Origin of the sequence: Actinospineispora spinosispora DSM 44797, from assembly GCF_000429025.1 — a bacterium.
In the GTDB taxonomy this organism is placed as follows: Bacteria; Actinomycetota; Actinomycetes; order Mycobacteriales; family Pseudonocardiaceae; genus Pseudonocardia; species Pseudonocardia spinosispora.
On sequence record NZ_AUBB01000006.1, the window covers coordinates 633,274 to 650,760 of the forward strand.

The window sequence follows — 17,487 nt, forward strand, 5'->3', positions numbered from 1 at the left end:
CTACTCGCCCTTCGGCTGTTTGGCGACCAGGGTCAGCACGTCGTACTGGGCGACCGACTCGCCGTCGCCCCTGGTGATGTTCGCGTCCCATCGGACCTCGCCGTAGTCGGCGGTGTCGCGCGGGGTGATCTGCTTCGCGGTCAACGTCACGGTCAGCTCGTCACCGAACTTCGTCGGCGCGAGGAACCGCAGGTTGTCGACACCGAAGTTGGCCAGCACGGGGCCCGGGTCAGGGTCGACGAACAGACCGGCCGCGAGCGAGACCACCAGGTAGCCGTGCGCGACCCGCTCGCCGAAGAACGGGTTCGCGGCGGCGGCCTCGGCGTCCATGTGCGCGTAGAACGTGTCGCCGGTGAACTCGGCGAAGTGCTCGACGTCCTCCTGGGTCACCGTGCGCGGACCGGCGACGATCGTGTCGCCGATGGACAGCTCCTCGAGGTGCCTGCGGAACGGGTGCACGTCGGTGACGGTCCGCCGCGAACCGGCGACCCAGCGCCCGGTGATCGCGGTCAACGTGTCCGGGTCGGCCTGGATCGCGGTGCGGCGCATGTGGTGCAGCACGCCCCGGATGCCGCCCAGCTCCTCACCGCCACCCGCGCGACCGGGCCCGCCGTGCACGAGCACCGGGAGCGGCGAGCCGTGCCCGGTGGACTCGGCGGCGTCGCGCGCGTTGAGCACGAGGAGCCTGCCGTGCCACGGCGCGACCCCGAGCACCAGCTGCCTGGCGAACGCGGAATCGGCGGTGACCACCGATCCCACCAAGCTGCCCAGGCCGCGTGCCGCATAGTCGATGAGCTGCTCGGTCGAGTCGTACGGCAGCACGGTCGACACCGGACCGAACGCCTCCACCTCGTGCGGCTCTGCCCGCTCCGGGTCACCGACCAGCAGGATCGGTGACAGGAATGCGCCGTTCTCGGCATCCGCGCCGACGACGTCGACCTTGTCCGGGTCGCCGAACACGATCCGCCCGGCGTCGGCGAGCGCCTTCACGCTGCGCCGGACGTCCTCGCGCTGCTCCAAGGACGCCAGCGCACCCATCCGGACGCCGTCCGCGCCGGGTGCCCCGACGACGACCTTCGCCAGCTTCGCGCTGACCGCCTCGACGACGGCGTCGACCTGCGCCGTGGGCACGAAAGCTCGCCGGATCGCGGTGCACTTCTGGCCTGCCTTGGTGGTCATCTCGGTGACCAGCTGCTTCACGAACAGCCCGAACTCCTCGGTGTCCGGCGTCGCGTCCGGCCCGAGCACCGACAGGTTGAGTGAGTCGGCCTCGGCACTGAACCGCACCGCGCGGGCCACCACGGTCGGGTGCGCGCGCAGTGTCGCGGCGGTGGACGCCGAACCGGTGAACGACACGATGTCCTGCTCGGTCAGATGGTCGAACGTGTCACCGAGGCTGCCCGCGACGAACTGCAGCGAGCCCTCCGGCAGCACCCCGGAGGAGACGATGAGCTCCACGAGCTTCGCGGTCAGGAACGCGGTCGGGCTGGCCGGTTTGACGATCGAGGGCACTCCGGCCAGGAACGCGGGCGCGAACTTCTCCAGCGGACCCCACACCGGGAAGTTGAACGCGTTGACCTGCACGACGACAGCCGGCGGCGAGGTGAACACGTGCTGGGCGACGAAGCTGCCGCCCTTGCTCAACGGCTCGACCGCACCGTCCAGGTAGACCGTGTCGTTCGGCAGCTCACGGCGTCCCTTGGACGCGTAGGACAGCAGCGTGCCGATCCCGCCGTCGACGTCGAACTTCGAGTCGCCGAGGGTGGCGCCGGTCCGCGCGGACTCCGCGTACAGCTCGTCGCGGTGTTCACGCAGGTGGGCCGCCAGCGCCTTGAGCAGGCCGGCCCGCTGGTGGAACGTCAGTGCCCGCAGCGCGGGCCCGCCGACCCGCCGGCCGTGGTCGAGCACGCCGGCGAAGTCCACCCCGGTCGAGGAGACCCTGGCGATCTCCTCGCCGCTGGCCGCGTCGTACAGCGGGCGCCCCTCGTCGGTCGGGCTGTGCCAAGCCCCTTGGACGTAGCTGCGCAGCGGGGTGGTGGTCATGACGTCCCTTCCATCTACCGAATGTTCGTTCGTGCAGACTAGCGGGTCAGGACTGTCCCGAACAATGGGTCGATCCGGACGGCGGCACGTCCAGCGTGGGGTTGCGGTCGAAGAACCCCACCGGCTTGAGGGTGAACCCGGCGTAGTCGACCGGCATGATCGGCCAGTCCTCGGGCCTCGGCACGTGGGTGAGCCCGAACGTGTGCCAGACGACGAGGTCCTGGCCGTTGATGTCCCGGTCGGCGGCGACGTAGCTGGGCAGTCCCGCTCCCCCGGCGTGCTGGTTGACGAAGTCACCCGCCGAGTACCGCTGGGCCGGGTCGTAGCGGGTCACCCACAGGTGCCTGGTGGCGAACGCGGCGCGCGAGGCGATCGAGGAGTCCGGGTCGGCCAGCAGGGTCGGCAGCCCTTCCGGCATGAGCGCGTAGCCGACCGGCTTGCCGACGTGGTTGAGCCGGTCCGGGTTGACGATGTGCCACACGCGGTTGCGGCTCCGGTCGGCGTCGCGCTGTGCCGCGGACTCGGTCTCCAGCGGGGTGTGCCGCATGGTGAACGCATTGCCGCGCAGGTTGTCCGGTCCCATCGGCACCCGCTGGACCTCGACCTCGTCGACCCGGTTGCGCACGCCGTCGACGGTCATGTCCAGCCGGGCGCTGAACAGGTGCTGGTGTACCGGGGCGCCCAGCCCGGGGGCGATCTGCGAGGCGTACGGGTAGTCGCCGCCGTCGTGGGCCGAGGTGAACACGACGCCGGTTGCCTTGGTCTCGAAGCCGATGGTGCCGTCGAGGTACAGGTACCAGTAGAAGCCGTAGTCGTAGTTGCCGACCGTGGTGAAGAACGAGACGACCAGCCGCCGTTGCCTGCGGGTCTGCGCGGAGCCGCTCCACAGGTCGGTGTGCTTCCAGAGGATTCCGTAGTCCTCCTCGTGGATGCAGATCGCGTTCGGCAGGGTCTTCGGGTTGCCCTGTTCGTCGGAGATGACCGCGTCGACGTAGGTGATGTCGCCGAGGCAGTCGCAGCCCAGCTCGAGTGCGTTGGCGTAGCGCCCGACGAGGTACTCGCCGGTGTCGAAGTAGTTCTGCCAGGACCGCACCGGTGCGGGGTCGCCGTAGGGCACGACCATCTCGGCGATGGATGCCCGGTAGATGATCGGCCGCACGCCGGCGCCTTCGTCGAACCCGATCTGGTGCAGCACCAGGCCTTCGCGTGCGTCGAACCCGACCCGCAGCGACCATTTCTCCCAGCTCAGCTGGTTGCCGTCGAGCTGGAGGCTGCTGCCTTCTGGTTGGGTGATCTCGATCGGCCGCTGGGTGGTGCGTGCCGGGCCGCTCACCGCCGGGTCGTCGTAGTTGCCGTCGGCGGTGGGGATCGGGACCGGGCCGGCGTCGATCACCCGGTCGACGACCCGGTTGATCGTGTCGACGTAGGCGACGAGCCCGTCGATGGGGTGCGCCCACGCGGCGTCGGTCGGGTGTTCCTGGACGAACGCCAGCCCGCGCAACATGCGCCGACCGGTCTCTTCGGGGTACTCGTCGGCGTAGACCCCGGCGGACAGCGGGGCCACCCGCACCTTCTCCACGTCGAGGCCCCGAGCCGCGAGCGCCGCCAGCCATCTCTCGTCCCCCGCCAGCAGCTGCTCGACCAGTTCGAACTCCGAGTCGAGCACCGGGAGCTGCCCGGAGGTGACGGTGTCCAGCTCGATCCGCGACACGACCGCCGAGGCCGCGACGTCGACCACGACGTCCCGCGAGACCTGGCTGGCCAGGTCGATCAGCAGAACGCGGAACCGCCGCGCAACAACGTCTCCCGGCGAGTGCCCGAGCACCTCCCCTTTGTCGGGTTCATCGAGCCCGACATACACGAACCGCGTGCTGTCGGTGACGAGCCCAGCCTCGTCGACGATCCGACGAACCTCGGCGACCTCCTCCGCGACAACCGCATCAAGCGGATGCGTGCGACGAAGCTGGTCGGTAGTGACGGTCATGGCAACTCCGTGTCCACTATCTGACGATCAGGATGGATGAGCTAGAGCAACCGCGGTAGGAACCAACTGAGGTAAGGACTGAGTGCGGTCGGACCAACTGCGGTAGGAGGTAGTGGAGCCGGCTCCGCGAGTCTCCGAAGGAGTTCCGGCGAAGGCCGGCGCACTGAATGTCCCCAACCAGGCTCCCAACCCGAACGGCGGCTGCCAAGGCCCCACAAGCGCGCGCCCGGCGACGAAGGAGCTTGTTTTTCTGGAAGCACCCCCGAAGCGAAGCGAGTGGGGTGGTTACAGAAAAACTCCGCGCGGAACAGGCCCAAAGAACAAGCCCTAGAGGATTACGGTCACAGCCTTCTCCTCCGTGTTGGCGAGGATTCCGCTCCAGCCGAGCTCGCGGCCGATGCCGCTGGTCTTCATGCCGCCCCAGGGCAGCGCCGGGTTGATCGCGGCCCACCCGTTGACCCACACGGCGCCGGCGCGGACTTTCCCGGCGAGTACGTGCGCGTGTGACACGTCGCGGGTCCAGATGGTCGCGGCCAAGCCGTAGCGGGAGGCGTTGGCGATGCGGATGGCCTCGTCCGGGTCGTCGAACGGGATGACCGAGCCGACCGGCCCGAAGATCTCTTCGCGCGCGATCGTCATGTCGTTGTCGACGCCCGCGAAGACGGTCGGTTCGACGAAGTAGCCGGGCAGGTCTGGCTGTCCGCCACCGGCGACGACGCTGGCACCGTCGGCACGGCCGGCCTCGATGTAGCCGAGGACCCGGTCGCGGTGCTTCGCGTTGATCAGCGCGCCCATGGTGGTCGCGCCGTCGAACGGGTCGCCGAGGACCTGGGCCTTCGCGGCGCCGGCGAGACCGTCGACGACCTGGTCGTACAGCGAGCGGTGTACGAGCACGCGTGTGCCGGCGGCGCACACCTCGCCCTGGTTGAAGAACAGGCCCATGGCGGTGCCCTGGACGGCGGCTTCCACGTCGGCGTCGGCGAGGATGATCTGCGGTGACTTGCCGCCGAGTTCCAGTGTGACCCGTTTGAACGTCTCGGCGGCCGCGATCTGGATGGCGCGGCCGACCTCGGGGCTTCCGGTGAAGCTGATCTTGTCGACGTCCGGGTGCGCGGTGAGCGCCGCCCCGGCATCGGGGCCGAGTCCCGGCACGACGTTGAGTACGCCCGGCGGCAGTCCGGCTTCTTCCAGCAGGGCGGCCAGGTGCATGGTCGACAGCGGTGCGTCCTCGGCGGGTTTGACGACCATGGTGTTGCCGGTGGCCAGCGCGGGTGCGATCTTCCATCCGCCGATCATGAGCGGGGTGTTCCACGGTGTGATCGCTCCGATCACACCGACCGGCTCGCGGACCGTGTACGAGTGCGTCGGCCGCCCGAAGTACCCGGCGGTGGGGATCGACGATCCGGTGATCTTGTCGGCCCATCCGGCGAAGTGCCGGAATGTGGCGGCGGCGTTGGGGATGTCGAGCAGGGCGGGCTGCCCGACCGGTTTGCCGACGTCGAGCGCCTCGAGCCGGCAGAGCAGGTCGGCGTCGCGTTCGATCAGGTCGGCCGTCCGGTTGAGGATGCGGCCGCGCTCGGTCCCGGGCATCGCGGCCCAGTCACCCTCCAGCTGTGCCCGAGCGGCACGCACGGCGGCGTCCACGTCCTGGGCCGACGCGGCCGCCACCTCCACGAGTGCCTCGCCGGTGGCCGGGTTGCGGTCGGTGAACGTCCCCGCCGAGCCATCCCGCCATTCACCGCCGATCAGCAGCTGGTGCGGCAGGTCGGTGGCACGGCGATCGTCAATGGTCGTCATGCCCCTCACGGTGCCTCGCCGTTCACCGCCCGGTCTTGCGCCTCACGGCCCAGAACTTGTCGGTCACGGTCGTCTTGCCCGTCGGCTCATCCGTTGTGGCGGCCCGCCTGCCGGTACGCGCGGGGCGGTACCCCGTAGGCGGCGCGGAACGTGCGGCTGAAGTGGGCGGCGTCCACGAGGCCCCAGCGCGCGGCGACGGCGCTGATCGGCCGGTCGGGGAGCATGGTCAGGTCACGCCGGCACCGCTCCAGCCGCCGCGACCGAATCCACCCGGCCACCGTCTCACCCTCGCGCTCGAAGAGTTTCTGCAGGTAGCGCGTGGAGATGTGGTGAGCGGCAGCCACGGTGTCCGGTCCGAGGTCGTGGTCGGCGAGGTGGTCCTCGATGTAGCGGTGGACTCGCAACAGCAGGCTGTCGGAGCGCGCCGACGATCCGTCGGTGAAGACCGCTGCCAGCATGTCCAGTACGGCTTCGTTGAGGTGCCATGCGGCCGACTCCGACACCGCGTCGAGCTGTGCGGCCAGTCCGGCGAGGAACGGCGAGACCAGCGCGCCGGTCCCTTCCCGGCCGCTGACCCGCACGGCCGTCATCCGGGCCATGGTCCGTTCCGGCACCTTCACCGCGGACCGGGGGCACATCAGGACCAGCATCCGGAACGTCTCGTCGAACACCAGCCGGTAGGGCCGCGACGTGTCGTAGACCGCGAAGTCACCGGGTGTGAGCAGGGCTTCGCGGTCGTCCTGGAGCACCAGTCCCCTGCCGCGCAGCTGCAACCCGATCTTGTAGTACTCCGGGTCGGCACGGCGGATCATCGCCCGGTCCCGGTGCACGACCTGGCCGGTGCCGGTCACTTCGGCGAGCTGCAGGCCGTCCAGGTCGGTGGAGCGCAGCGTCCCGTCGAACGGGGCGTCACCGGGCGTCGTGTCGAGGGGCACGAAGGTGCGGGACAGGGTGTGCCGCCAGTAGTCGACCCGGTCGGTCGGGGCCTGGTCGGCGGCCCGCACCACAGTGCTCATCGCATGCTCACCGGAATTCAGAACTTCATCATCGGCACCGGGTTCACCGGCGACTCCTTGAGCCCTCGACCGAAGGCCCGCATCAGCATAGGTCGGAATCCCTTGTCCGGGTACTGCGCGACGAGCTCCTTGAACTGTGCTCTGCTCGCGCCCGGTGCACCGATCAGACCGGCGGAGACGTCGGTCAGGTCGGCGCGCCGGAAGGCCTCGACGAGCGGGTCGTCGTGCCGGGCCTTGCGCATCCGGTGGTGCTCGGTGATCAGGCTCGATACCAGCTCGGCGTGCTGTGCATCGGATTCGCCCAGCTCCTCGGTGGCGCGGCGGGCCGAGGGCGGCAGGTAGTCCCAGGTGCCGTCGAACCAGATTCCGGCGTCGTGGAAGAAGGCCGCGATGCCCAGCGGTGCGGCGATGTCGGCGGGGACGTCGCACTGCAGTCCGACGACCCCGATCACCCGGTGCACGTGCCCCCGGTAGATCGGGAGCTCGTCGCCGAAAACCGTGGCGTGACGTTCGAACAGCTCGTCCGCCGTCTCGTGGGCGCGGGCGATCGTGGTGGTGGGCACGGTGACTCCAGTGTCGGGGACGGTCGAGTAGCAGCGATCATGTCGCTGATCACCGGGGCCCGCCAGTGACGTGCGCGTCGACTATCGACCATTGTGCGCCACGTGCGCGTACGCCGCGGCCCGGATGTCCTGATGCACCGGTGGCAGCGCCGGCGAGTCGAACATCCGCTGGGTCGCCACGATGACGACCAGTTCTTCGTTCGGGTCGACCAGGAACGACGTGCCGTAGCCGCCGTCCCATCCGTAGGCGCCGTTCGCGGCCACCGCCTGCCCGAACCCCCAGGACGTTCCCTCCTCCAGGAACACGGCGCCGCTGGTCCGCTGCTCCGCCGTCAGCTGCACGCTCGTCATGGCGGCCACCGCCCGGTCCGACAGCACCGGCGCTCCGCCCTCGAGCAGCATCCGGGCGAAGGCGAGCAGATCGTCGATCGTGGACACCAGGCCCGCGGCGCCGTCGCAGAACGCCGGTGGTGTGCTCCAGGTCCCGTCCGGGCCGTCCCATTCGACCAGCCCGTCCGGGGCCGGCCGGTACGCGGTGGTGAGCCGATCGGTGTCCTTCGTCCAGAACGCCGTGTCCCGCATGCCGAGCGGTTCGAACAGCCGGGTGCGCAGGACGTCCGCGAGCGACGTGCCCGCCGCCCGGGCGAGCAGCACGCTCAGGATCGACGCACCGGTGTTGTACATCCACTTCTCGCCCGGCTGGGCCATCAGCGGCAGCGAGCCGAAGCGGGCGATCCAGGTGTCCGGGTCGGGCTGGCGCGCCGGGTCCGGTGGGCCGAACTGCTGCAGGTCCAGCTCGCTCGCGGCCGCCACGACCGGCCAGGGCGTCTCCGCCTGGAACATCTCGGCCACCATGCCGAAACCGCAGGTGAAGGTCAGCAGGTCGCGCGTGGTGATCGGCCGTCGCGCCGGCACGGTCTCGTCGAGCGGCCCGTCCATCCGGCGCAGCACCCGACGATCGGCGAGCTCCGGCAGCAGCCGGTCGACCGGCTCGTCCAGCGCGAGCAGGCCTTCGTCGACCAGGGCGAGCGTGGCCGCCGCGGTGATCGGTTTCGACGTCGAGGCGATCCGGAACAGCGAGTCCCGCCGCACCGGCGGGCCGCCGATGCTCACCGAGCCCAGCGTCAGTACCTCGGCCTGGTCCCCTCGGGCGGCCACGGCGGCCAGCCCCGGCACCAGTGAATCCCCGACGTGCCGTTCCGCCGCCGCGCGCAGACCCATGTCACCCATCGCATCCTCCTCGCCACACCCGGCCTTCTCGCCAGAACAGACCCGGGCCGACCGCGAAACTAATCGGCCACGCTGGCTACGCTCCATCTTTATGCGTCAGAAGATCGTCGTCGTGGTGCCGGAGGACGGCAGCCTCTTCGAGATCGCCACTCCGCTGCGGGTCTGGGGCCGCGATCCGGGTGAGCCGGACTGGCCGGACACCGAGCTGGTCGCCTGCGGTACCGCGACCGAGCAGACGAACCTGGCCAACCAGCCGCTGACCCTCGGCGGGCTGTGTGCCCTGTCCGAGCACGTCGCGGACGCGGACATGGTCATCGTGCCGACCTGGCCGATCGATGTGCGCCCGGTGCCCCGCTCGCTGCTCGACGCGCTGCGCGAAGCCCACACCCGGGGCTCCCGGATCGTCGGGCTGTGCCTCGGTGCGTTCGCGCTCGCCGAGGCCGGGCTACTCGACGGTCATCGCGCGGTGACCCACTGGCGCTACGCCGACGACTTCGCGCGGCGGTTCCCAGACGTCGTGCTCGACCGGGCGCCGCTCTACGTCGACGACGGTTCGGTGGTGACCTCCGCGGGCAGCGCCGCGGCCATCGACTGCTGCCTGCACCTGGTGCGCCGCGACCACGGCGCCGACGCGGCCGCGCTGGTCGCCCGGTCGCTGGTCACGGCGCCGCACCGGTCCGGCGGCCAGTCCCAGTTCGCCGCCGTCGCACCGCTGAGCACCGCCGACGACCGGCTCGGCGGGCTGCTCAGCACCGCCGCCGCCGACATCCGTGACGTCCGCTGCGTCGCGGACCTGGTGGAACGGTCCGCGATGAGCCGCCGCTCGCTGGAGCGGCTGTTCCACGCCCGGCTGGGCAGCTCGCCCGGTTCGTGGTTGACCGCGCAGCGGGTCCAGACCGCGCGTGAGCTGCTGGAGGGTTCCGATCTGAGCGTCGAGGCGGTCGCGGAGGCGGTGGGGTTCGGTTCGGTCCAGGCGTTGCGGCGGGAGTTCAAGCTCGCCGTCCAGGTCTCCCCGACCACCTACCGACGAGCGTTCCGCGCGCCCGCCTGATCAGTGGTCGTACCAACCCCCGTCGGCGCGCAGGGTCGCGCCGGTGAGGTATCCGGACAGCGGGCTTGCCAGGAACGCGACGAGATCGGCGTACTCGCGGGGACGACCGATGCGACCGACGTCGTTGGGTCCCAGCGCGGCGACCGCGTTGCGCTCGATCTCCGGCCAGTCCTCACCCCACCCGTTGGCCGGGGCCAGCCCGGTCAGCAGCTCCCGCACCGGTGTCGTGAGGATGCCGCCCGCCGCGACGGCGTTCGAGGTCACGCCGGACGCCTTCAGCTCGTGCGCGAGTGACGCCGCGAGGTTGTTGCGGGCGGCGTTGGTCGCGGCGTAGTGCGGCTGGCTCGCGGCCGGCAGCTGGCCGAGGACGCTGCTGATCTGGATGACCCGACCCCAGCCGCGTCCGCGCATGCCGGGCACGAACCGCTGGATCATGCGCACGCTCGATCCCACGTTGGTGTTGTAGATGTCGAGCCAGTCGCCCGCCGACGTGCTCGACCACGTCGCCTCCGGGTCGTAGATCCCCAGGTTGTTGACGAGGATGTCGATCGGGGTGTCGCCGATCGCCGCCGCGACGGCGTCGGCACCGACGTCGGTCGCCAGGTCACCGATCGCCACCGACGCCGCGCCCCCGTCGTCGCGGATCGCGACGGCGACGTCGGTGGCCCTGCGCGCGTCCCTGCCGTGCACGATCACCGCCGCACCCTCGGCGGCCAGCACCCGGGCGATCTCGGCGCCCAGTCCGTTGCTGGAACCAGTGACGAGTGCGTGCTTGCCCTCAAGACCGAGCTTCATGGTTGCTTCTCCCAAAGAGTGGACCGATGAGTCCAGACTCTCCCTCAAATAATGGACCGTCAAGTCCAGAGTGCGTTATCGTGGTCACGTCGCCCGGAGGGAGCCGAAACCAGATGTTGACGCGCAAAGGTGCGGCGACCCGGCACCGGATAGTGGTCGGGGCCGCCGAGCAGATGCGCGAACATGGACCGGCGAACGTAGGTCTGGACGACATCCGGGCCGCCACCTCGACCAGCAAGAGCCAGCTGTTCCACTACTTCCCGGACGGCAAGGCCGAGCTGCTACTCGCCGTGGCGAGGTACGAGGCCGAGCAGGTCCTCGTCGAGCAACAGCCCATGCTGGGCGATCTGACGACCTGGGACCAGTGGGAGGCCTGGCGACAGCGGGTCGTCGAACGATACGAGCTGCAGCGCCGTCGCTGCCCGCTGACGGCACTGACCGCGCTGCTCGGCCTCGCGGACCCGGCCGTGCGCACGATCATCACCGAGCTGTACGAGCGGTGGCACGGCTACGTCGCCGAGGGCGTGCGCGCACTGCGCGACGGCGGCCTGATCGACGCCCGGATCGACCCGGACACGTCGGCCGTGGAGATCCTCACCGCGATCTCCGGCGGCGCGACGATGCTGCAGGCGACCGACCGGATCGACTACCTCGACATCAGCCTGCGCGAAGTCATCAACGGCCTGCGCCGCCCCGTGGTCTGACCCGCACCCTCAGAAGGATCGGGGGACGCCGCGCAGCGCCGCGTCCAGGTTCTGCCGCAGGTGCTCGCGCACGACCTCCCTCACCGCGTCCGGTTCGCCGCACCTGAACGTCGCCAGCAGCGCACTGTGAGTGGTCACCACGTGGCCTTCCAGCGCCCGGCGGTCCGAGGTGGCGAGCCCGGCTCGCACGCAGCGCTCGGCGGCGTACCAGGCCATCCGCAACACTCGGTCGTCCCAGGGAGTGAGGGCCGGGCGCAACAGCTCGGAATGGAAGTCCCGATGCGCGGTGTACCGCGCATCGTCGGACAACGAGGTGTCCGCGGCACGCGCGAGGTGCCTCTCGGCACGTTCCAGATCCACCGCGTGCAACAGCTGGCTGGCGTGCGCGGCGAGCTCCGGCTCGATGAGCTGACGCAGCCGATGCACCCCGAAGAGATCCTGCGCGTCGAGCGGAGCGACCACAGGGCGACGACCGCCCCGGATCACTACCAGCCCCTCCGCCTGCAGGCTGCGCACCGCCTCGCGTACCGGGATGAAGCTCACCTCGAACCGTTGCGCCATCTCCCGCATCGAGAACTCCGAACCGGGACCGAGCCTGCCGGCCACGATGGCGTCACGCAGCTGCCCGGTCACCCGATCCGCGATGGAGCCCTCGCCCGCCATCCGCACACCCTGCCCCGGCCGTGCCGGCGGGTCTTGTCGCTCACGGCCCAGCCTTTGGCGATGCGCGTACCTCCGCGATATTCGCCGAGCAAACGAAAACGGTTTTCATTCCTGATAGCCTCCTGAGGTCGATGCTCGACCACTGAGAGGCAGGGACATGCCGCGTATCCGTCCGATCGTGTTGCTGACCGTCACGCTCGCCGTGACGCTGGCCGGGTGCGCGGGGCAGCCCACGGGGCAACCGCCCGGCGAGGAACCCCGTGCGGAGGGCGAGACGGACCGTGCGGTGACCCGACTGCTCGTCGCCGACGGCGCGCAGGGCCGCAGCACCCTGCTGGACCTCGACACCGGTGCCACGATGGCGACCTTCGAACACGCCGCCCCGCCCGCCCTGCACACCAGCCCTGGTGGTCGGTTCGCGTTCGCCGTCCAGGGCAAGGCCGACGTCGTCGAGATCGTCGACGGCGGGGCATGGACGAGGTCGCACGGCGACCATTCCCACCACTACGCACTCCCGCCGAAGAAGCTCGACCTCGCGCTGCACGGCGCGAAACCGTCGCACCTGGTCGAGCACGGCGGACGGATCGCCGCCTTCTACGACAACGACGGGCGCGCCGAGGTGTTCGATGCCAAGTCGCTGCCGACGGGGCCGCTGAACCCGGTGGCCGTGTCCAGCACCGGCCCGCACCACGGCGTCGCGGTGCCGTTCGGAGCGAACTACCTGATCAGCCTGCCCGCGCCGAACCCCGAGGACCTCCCGAACGGCGTGGCGCTGAAGGACCCGGCCGGCGCGGTGCTCGCCGAGAGCCGGAACTGTCCGGAGCTGCACGGTGAGGCCGCGATGGACGAGACCGTGCTGTTCGCCTGTGCCGACGGAATCCTCACCGTGACCCCGGGCGGCGTTGGCGCGAAGTTCGCCAAGGTCGGTTACCCGGCCGGGCCGCTGGGCCCGGAAGGCGACCGGCGCACGTTCTCACTGCTGGTCGACAAGTCACGCCGGGCGGTGCTCGGCAAGCTGAGCACCGAGACCGGCCTGGTCCGGCTCGACCTGGCGACCTCGACCATGACCGAGGTCCCGCTGCCCGCCGGAACGTCCGCGCTCGACGTGGCGCCCGCCGCCGGCGGGGCGGTACTGACGGTCACCGAGGACGGCACGCTGCACAAGATCGACCCCACCACCGGCGCCGTCGCGGCCGTCGTGAAGCTCACCGAACCGTTCCGCGCGGCGGGTGAGTTCACGGTTCCCCGGCCGAAGCTGGAGGTCAGCGGCAAGCAGGTGTTCGTCAGCGACCCGGCGCGCGGAACGGTCACCGAGCTGTCCGCCGACTCACTGGCCGTGACCCGCACGCTGAAGGTCGACGGCGCACCGACGAACATGGTGCTGCTCGGCGCCGACAACAGGCAGTCGCAATAGGGCGAGACCCATTCCGGACAACCGAAACCGCCGCGGAGTCCTCGATTCGAGGATTTCGCGGCGGTCGGTCGGACTATGTCATTTCTCAGCGGCGGTGATGCCACCGACAGAAGCGGTCGAGGCCGTCGTTGTAACCGTCACGGAAACCGCGCTCGTAATCACGGTCGCTCCGCGAGATGCGGTTGCCGTGGTGCGGCCGACAGTCCCGCCGGGCCTCGCGCATGCCGTCGCGGTAGCCCCGTCCGTAGTCCTCGCGTCGCATCGGAGCCAGACCCTGGGCAGCGGTGGACGCCGTCTGCACCGTGGCCACCTGGCTCCCCGTCGCCGCGAGAGCGGACGGTGCACCGATCAGCATCGCCATGACGGAAACCCCGGATGCCGCCAGAGCAAAGCCAATTCTGCGCCCTTGCCTCATAACCCTCATCCTCCCCTTGTGTTACCGGACCAGATACATCATGAGGACGTTCTCAGCGGTAGTCCAGGTTTATTCGGGGAAGATCGGTCAAGAAGTGCCGGAACGGAGCATCCGATTAATTCGGCATTTTGTATCGGCCCACCCGAAGCATTCGTTACGGCGCCACGCGGCCGTTAACCGGTCGGGTGATCCGCTCGGCGATACCGGACGGCTCAGCCGGTGGGGACCGCCAGCTCCGGATCACCGACGTGCAACAGGAGCTTGCCGGTGCTGGTGCCCTCGAACAGCTGGTTGATCGCTCCGACCACGTTCTCGATGCCCTCGACGATCGTCTCGTCGGAGCGCATCCTGCCTTCGGAGAGCAGGCCAGCGAGGTACTCGATGGCTTCCGGGAAACGCTCTGCGTGGTCGAGCACCAGGAACCCGGTCATCGACGCGCGCTGCATGATGAGCTGGCCGATGCTCTGCTGGCCCGCCCAGGTCGAGGTACCGCTGGACGCCTCGTACTGGGAGATCATGCCGGACAGCACCACCCGGGCGCCGATGTTCAGGTGCAGCAGCACCTCGTCCATGATCGGCCCGCCGACGTTCTCGAAGTTCACGTCTACGCCGTCGGGGACGGCGGCGGCGAGCAGCTCGCGCCACGCCGGGTCCTTGTAGTTCACGCACTCGTCGAAGCCGAGCGCCTCCACCACGTGGGCGCACTTGTCCGGCGACCCGGCCAGCCCGACGACCCGGGCACCCCTGGCCTTGGCGATCTGCCCCGCGACCGACCCCACCGCTCCGGCGGCAGCCGACACGAAGACCGTCTCACCGGGCTCGGGGCGACCGATGTCGTGCATCCCGAGGTAAGCGGTGATGCCGGTGTGGCCGAGTGCGCCGAGGAACATCGGCAGCGGCGCCGGAGTCGGTTCCGGCAGTCGTGTGTAGGGCGTCAGGTCGGTGGCGTCGTCCAGCACGGCGTACTCCTGAAACCCGGAGAAGCCCATGACGAGCGCGCCGACCGGGAAGTCCTCCCGCCTCGACGCGACGATCTGGCCGATGCCGATCGCCCGCATGACCTCGCCCAACGGCACGGGAGGCAGGTAGGAGCGCATCTCGCTCATCCAGATGCGGTTCGACGGGTCGAGCGACAGGTACAGGTTGCGCACCAGCGCCTGCCCGTCGGCCAGCTCCGGAACGGTCTCCTCGACGAGCTCGAGGTCGGCGGACGTCACTCGCCCCGTCGGCCGCTGACGAAGCCGGTAACACCGGTTCGTCTTGCCTGCCAGCGTCTCCTCGACCTGCTCCATCGCAGTACCTCTCCCGTAGTCGGATCGCGCGCACCCGGACGCTATCGGCGGACCACGCCCCCGGACACGGTCCGGGACACCAAAGATCGGGCCGTTGATCGTGACGAGGCCACGATCGTGAAGCGCGGCCGCCGGACTTCCGTCGGATACTGCGTTCCATGGTCGAGATACGAGAGTTCACCGTCGACATCGCCGAGGCGCAGATCACCGACCTGCGTGAACGCTTGGGCCGGACCCGGTGGCCCGAGCGGGAGACCGTCCAGGACTGGTCGCAGGGCATCCCGCTCGACTACGTCCGCGAGCTCGCCGAGTACTGGGCACGCGACTACGACATGCGGCGCCTCGCCACGAGACTCAACGCGTTCCCTCAGTTCCACGCCACGATCGGCGACCTCGGGGTGCACTTCCTGCACATCCGGTCGCGCCACGAGAACGCCCGGCCGCTGCTGCTGACCCACGGCTGGCCCGGATCGGTGCTGGAGTTCCTCCAGGTCATCGAGCCACTCACCGACCCGACCGCGCACGGCGGCACCGAGGCCGACGCGTTCCACCTGGTGATCCCGGCGCTTCCCGGCTACGGCTTCAGCGACAAGCCGGGCAGCCCCGGGACCGGGATCGAGCGCATCGGCGCCACCTGGGACGAGCTCATGAAGGCCCTGGACTACCCGCGCTACTACGCCCAGGGCGGCGACTGGGGTGGGCTCGTCACGGCCGCGCTGGCCGTCGACCCGCCCGATGGACTGCTCGGCGTGCACCTCAACTTCCTGGTGCCCAACCCGCAGGAGGTCGCCGGGTTCGACGACCCCACCCCGGACGAGCAGCAGCTGGGCGGACTGCAGTACTACGTCGACCAGGAGGCCGGCTACTCCACCCAGCAGTCGACCAGGCCGCAGACCCTCGGTTACGGGCTGGCCGACTCCCCGGTCGGGCAGCTGGCCTGGATCGTGGAGAAGTTCTATGCCTGGACCGACTGCGCGGGACACCCGGAGAACGCGGTCTCCCGTGACGAGCTGCTCGACAACGTCATGATCTATTGGCTCACCAACAGCGCCACGTCGTCGGCCCGGCTGTACTGGGAGAGCATGAAGGCGACGTTCACCTCCTTCGACCCGATCTCGCTGCCCTCGGCGTACAGCCGGTTCCCGAAGGAGCTGCTCCAGGTGAGCGAGCGGTGGGCCCGCACGCGGCTCATCGACCTGCGCCGGTACGGCAGCCTCGACAAGGGCGGCCACTTCGCGGCGCTCGAGCAGCCGACGCTGTTCGTCGAGGAGGTACGCGCGGCGATCGGCGCGCTGGCCGCGGACCGCTAGCGCGCGGCGAACCCTCGGTTCGTGACCGGACGGAGCGCGCGCGGCTCGGGCAGGCGCTGCTGGGAATAGGGGCCGTGCGGGCGCCGCCGGGCGAGCCGCTCGGCCGCGACCGCGATCTGGTGCAGGTCACACGGCCATTGCACCCGTCCGCCGCATTCACTGCAGCAACCCCAGTGGTCCGCGACGTGCTGGGCCTGGACACGGCGACGGAGATCGGGCATGCGCGCCAGAAGCGTGGCCATCAGCATGATCGGGGACCCTCCCGTTGAGCCTGAGATCAGTGGTGCCTATGGGGTACCAACTCTCAGTCAGACTCCGGGTGACGCCCGAGCGTGAAAAAATTGCGATGCGTCGACAAGTGGTCAACACGGCCGGGTGAGCGGTCGCGTATTTCGAGCTTAGCCGCGCCTTAATACTTACCCTGAGTGATCAAGGCTCGGTCAGCGGCCAAGATCTCCATCACCCGTCAGCGTAAGCCGCCGTCTCGCAGGAACAGCTGCTGTACCAGTCCGTGAAGTTCTTCATCCGTCAGTGACGGGGTGCCCGGTTCATCGACCCCGCGAGCGCGAAGCCCGTCCAGCGTGAACGCCAGGTGCCTGCGCCAGGCGTTCGGCGCGATCGAACCGGCGGCCGGGATCATCTGCTGGACCGAGCAGAGTGCCATCCCGACGTCCTCGACCGTGACCTCGGGCCGCAGCACACCCTGGTCGTGCGCACGACCGATCAGCTCGCCCATGAACTTCGAGCCCTCGCGCCATTTCTCGGTGAACGTGGGCGCCCCGGGGAAGCCGCCGGTCATCATCAGCTCGCACAGCGCGCGGTTGCTCACCGAGAGCATGCTGACGCCCTCGAAGTAGGTGACCAGCGCGAGCCAGGCGTCCTGGATGCGCAGCACCTCGTCCTGCAGGCGCCGGACCGTCGCGTCACCCTCCGCGTACACCGCCGCGTACAGGTCGGCGCGAGTGGGAAAACGCCGGTACAGCGTCGCGTTGCCGACTCCGGCACGCCGGGCGATCTCGTCGAGCGAGGCGTGCAGCCCCTGCTCGGAGAAGACCTCGACCGCCGCCGCGACCAGCAACCGCCGATTCCGCTCCGCGTCCTTACGCAGCCGCGGCGCACTCTCGGTCATCACCATGACGTCCAGACTACCAAAGAACCGAGGACTCCTCCCCATTTCTGCGAACGCCCCCGCGCACACACCCCCGGGCCC

At 69.8% G+C, this 17,487-nt stretch carries 16 protein-coding genes; 4 read left to right on the plus strand and 12 right to left on the minus strand.

Annotated features, from left to right (window positions below; all coding sequences use genetic code 11):
* The 6 genes from paaZ to G406_RS44350 all read right to left on the minus strand — a co-directional run bounded on the left by paaZ (nucleotide 1) and on the right by G406_RS44350 (nucleotide 8,633).
* Nucleotides 1-2,043 carry a phenylacetic acid degradation bifunctional protein PaaZ gene (paaZ, locus tag G406_RS0103160; RefSeq protein ID WP_028932675.1) on the minus strand — a complete coding sequence of 681 codons (2,043 nt, stop codon included), beginning with the start codon at nucleotides 2,041-2,043 and terminating at the stop codon, nucleotides 1-3.
* A 46-nt stretch (nucleotides 2,044-2,089) separates the two neighbouring features.
* Nucleotides 2,090-4,027, minus strand: coding sequence for a primary-amine oxidase (locus G406_RS0103165; RefSeq protein ID WP_028932676.1), 1,938 nt, complete (start codon nucleotides 4,025-4,027; stop codon nucleotides 2,090-2,092).
* A 327-nt stretch (nucleotides 4,028-4,354) separates the two neighbouring features.
* Nucleotides 4,355-5,824 carry a phenylacetaldehyde dehydrogenase StyD gene (gene styD, locus G406_RS0103170; protein WP_028932677.1) on the minus strand — a complete coding sequence of 490 codons (1,470 nt, stop codon included), beginning with the start codon at nucleotides 5,822-5,824 and terminating at the stop codon, nucleotides 4,355-4,357.
* 86 nt (nucleotides 5,825-5,910) lie between these two features.
* Complete coding sequence (locus tag G406_RS0103175; RefSeq protein ID WP_051341399.1) at nucleotides 5,911-6,840, minus strand: AraC-like ligand-binding domain-containing protein; 930 nt, start codon at nucleotides 6,838-6,840, stop codon at nucleotides 5,911-5,913.
* A 17-nt stretch (nucleotides 6,841-6,857) separates the two neighbouring features.
* A complete protein-coding gene (locus tag G406_RS0103180) occupies nucleotides 6,858-7,403 on the minus strand; it encodes a hypothetical protein (protein WP_051341401.1) in 546 nt (181 codons plus the stop codon).
* 81 nt (nucleotides 7,404-7,484) lie between these two features.
* Nucleotides 7,485-8,633, minus strand: a complete 1,149-nt coding sequence (locus tag G406_RS44350) for a serine hydrolase domain-containing protein (RefSeq protein ID WP_211241018.1) — start codon at nucleotides 8,631-8,633, stop codon at nucleotides 7,485-7,487.
* 91 nt (nucleotides 8,634-8,724) lie between these two features.
* Here G406_RS44350 and G406_RS0103190 point away from each other — a divergent pair, with 91 nt between their 5' ends.
* Nucleotides 8,725-9,684, plus strand: a complete 960-nt coding sequence (locus tag G406_RS0103190) for a GlxA family transcriptional regulator (protein WP_037074708.1) — start codon at nucleotides 8,725-8,727, stop codon at nucleotides 9,682-9,684.
* On the opposite strand, the gene G406_RS0103195 is transcribed toward G406_RS0103190, so the two are convergent.
* On the minus strand, nucleotides 9,685-10,479 hold the full coding sequence (locus G406_RS0103195) for an SDR family NAD(P)-dependent oxidoreductase (protein ID WP_028932681.1): 795 nt from the start codon (nucleotides 10,477-10,479) through the stop codon (nucleotides 9,685-9,687). It lies immediately after the preceding gene.
* 113 nt (nucleotides 10,480-10,592) lie between these two features.
* Between G406_RS0103195 and G406_RS44355 the strand changes: the two genes are divergently transcribed.
* Nucleotides 10,593-11,183 (plus strand): TetR/AcrR family transcriptional regulator, encoded by a 591-nt coding sequence (locus tag G406_RS44355; RefSeq protein ID WP_037074710.1) that lies wholly within the window; start codon nucleotides 10,593-10,595, stop codon nucleotides 11,181-11,183.
* A 9-nt stretch (nucleotides 11,184-11,192) separates the two neighbouring features.
* On the opposite strand, the gene G406_RS44360 is transcribed toward G406_RS44355, so the two are convergent.
* Nucleotides 11,193-11,846, minus strand: a complete 654-nt coding sequence (locus G406_RS44360; protein ID WP_037075013.1) for a GntR family transcriptional regulator — start codon at nucleotides 11,844-11,846, stop codon at nucleotides 11,193-11,195.
* A gap of 157 nt (nucleotides 11,847-12,003) precedes the next feature.
* Here G406_RS44360 and G406_RS0103210 point away from each other — a divergent pair, with 157 nt between their 5' ends.
* Nucleotides 12,004-13,260, plus strand: coding sequence for a YncE family protein (locus G406_RS0103210; RefSeq protein WP_028932682.1), 1,257 nt, complete (start codon nucleotides 12,004-12,006; stop codon nucleotides 13,258-13,260).
* An 85-nt stretch (nucleotides 13,261-13,345) separates the two neighbouring features.
* Here G406_RS0103210 and G406_RS0103215 read toward each other — a convergent pair whose 3' ends face one another.
* Together G406_RS0103215 and G406_RS0103220 are read right to left on the minus strand one after the other, a co-directional pair.
* Nucleotides 13,346-13,621: a hypothetical protein gene (locus G406_RS0103215; RefSeq protein WP_028932683.1), complete on the minus strand. Its 276-nt coding sequence runs from the start codon at nucleotides 13,619-13,621 to the stop codon at nucleotides 13,346-13,348.
* Nucleotides 13,622-13,887: 266 nt separating this feature from the next.
* Nucleotides 13,888-14,967 carry an NADP-dependent oxidoreductase gene (locus tag G406_RS0103220; RefSeq protein WP_051341404.1) on the minus strand — a complete coding sequence of 360 codons (1,080 nt, stop codon included), beginning with the start codon at nucleotides 14,965-14,967 and terminating at the stop codon, nucleotides 13,888-13,890.
* A 158-nt stretch (nucleotides 14,968-15,125) separates the two neighbouring features.
* Between G406_RS0103220 and G406_RS0103225 the strand changes: the two genes are divergently transcribed.
* Nucleotides 15,126-16,277, plus strand: a complete 1,152-nt coding sequence (locus tag G406_RS0103225; RefSeq protein ID WP_028932685.1) for an epoxide hydrolase family protein — start codon at nucleotides 15,126-15,128, stop codon at nucleotides 16,275-16,277.
* Here G406_RS0103225 and G406_RS0103230 read toward each other — a convergent pair.
* Together G406_RS0103230 and G406_RS0103235 are read right to left on the minus strand one after the other, a co-directional pair.
* Nucleotides 16,274-16,519 carry a hypothetical protein gene (locus G406_RS0103230; protein ID WP_156934648.1) on the minus strand — a complete coding sequence of 82 codons (246 nt, stop codon included), beginning with the start codon at nucleotides 16,517-16,519 and terminating at the stop codon, nucleotides 16,274-16,276. The two genes, G406_RS0103225 and G406_RS0103230, sit on opposite strands and share 4 nt — an antisense overlap.
* 224 nt (nucleotides 16,520-16,743) lie before the next feature.
* Nucleotides 16,744-17,412, minus strand: coding sequence for a TetR/AcrR family transcriptional regulator (locus tag G406_RS0103235; protein WP_051341406.1), 669 nt, complete (start codon nucleotides 17,410-17,412; stop codon nucleotides 16,744-16,746).
* Nucleotides 17,413-17,487 lie beyond the last annotated feature (75 nt).

Coding starts and splice junctions, on each gene's coding strand:
- paaZ (WP_028932675.1), bottom strand. CDS start 2,043: ATGACCACCACCCCGCTGCGCAGCTACGTCCAAGGGGCTTGGCACAGC.
- G406_RS0103165 (WP_028932676.1), bottom strand. CDS start 4,027: ATGACCGTCACTACCGACCAGCTTCGTCGCACGCATCCGCTTGATGCG.
- styD (WP_028932677.1), bottom strand. CDS start 5,824: ATGACGACCATTGACGATCGCCGTGCCACCGACCTGCCGCACCAGCTG.
- G406_RS0103175 (WP_051341399.1), bottom strand. CDS start 6,840: ATGAGCACTGTGGTGCGGGCCGCCGACCAGGCCCCGACCGACCGGGTC.
- G406_RS44350 (WP_211241018.1), bottom strand. CDS start 8,633: ATGGGTGACATGGGTCTGCGCGCGGCGGCGGAACGGCACGTCGGGGAT.
- G406_RS0103190 (WP_037074708.1), top strand. CDS start 8,725: ATGCGTCAGAAGATCGTCGTCGTGGTGCCGGAGGACGGCAGCCTCTTC.
- G406_RS0103195 (WP_028932681.1), bottom strand. CDS start 10,479: ATGAAGCTCGGTCTTGAGGGCAAGCACGCACTCGTCACTGGTTCCAGC.
- G406_RS44355 (WP_037074710.1), top strand. CDS start 10,593: ATGTTGACGCGCAAAGGTGCGGCGACCCGGCACCGGATAGTGGTCGGG.
- G406_RS44360 (WP_037075013.1), bottom strand. CDS start 11,846: ATGGCGGGCGAGGGCTCCATCGCGGATCGGGTGACCGGGCAGCTGCGT.
- G406_RS0103210 (WP_028932682.1), top strand. CDS start 12,004: ATGCCGCGTATCCGTCCGATCGTGTTGCTGACCGTCACGCTCGCCGTG.
- G406_RS0103215 (WP_028932683.1), bottom strand. CDS start 13,621: ATGGCGATGCTGATCGGTGCACCGTCCGCTCTCGCGGCGACGGGGAGC.
- G406_RS0103220 (WP_051341404.1), bottom strand. CDS start 14,967: ATGGAGCAGGTCGAGGAGACGCTGGCAGGCAAGACGAACCGGTGTTAC.
- G406_RS0103225 (WP_028932685.1), top strand. CDS start 15,126: ATGGTCGAGATACGAGAGTTCACCGTCGACATCGCCGAGGCGCAGATC.
- G406_RS0103230 (WP_156934648.1), bottom strand. CDS start 16,519: ATGGCCACGCTTCTGGCGCGCATGCCCGATCTCCGTCGCCGTGTCCAG.
- G406_RS0103235 (WP_051341406.1), bottom strand. CDS start 17,412: ATGGTGATGACCGAGAGTGCGCCGCGGCTGCGTAAGGACGCGGAGCGG.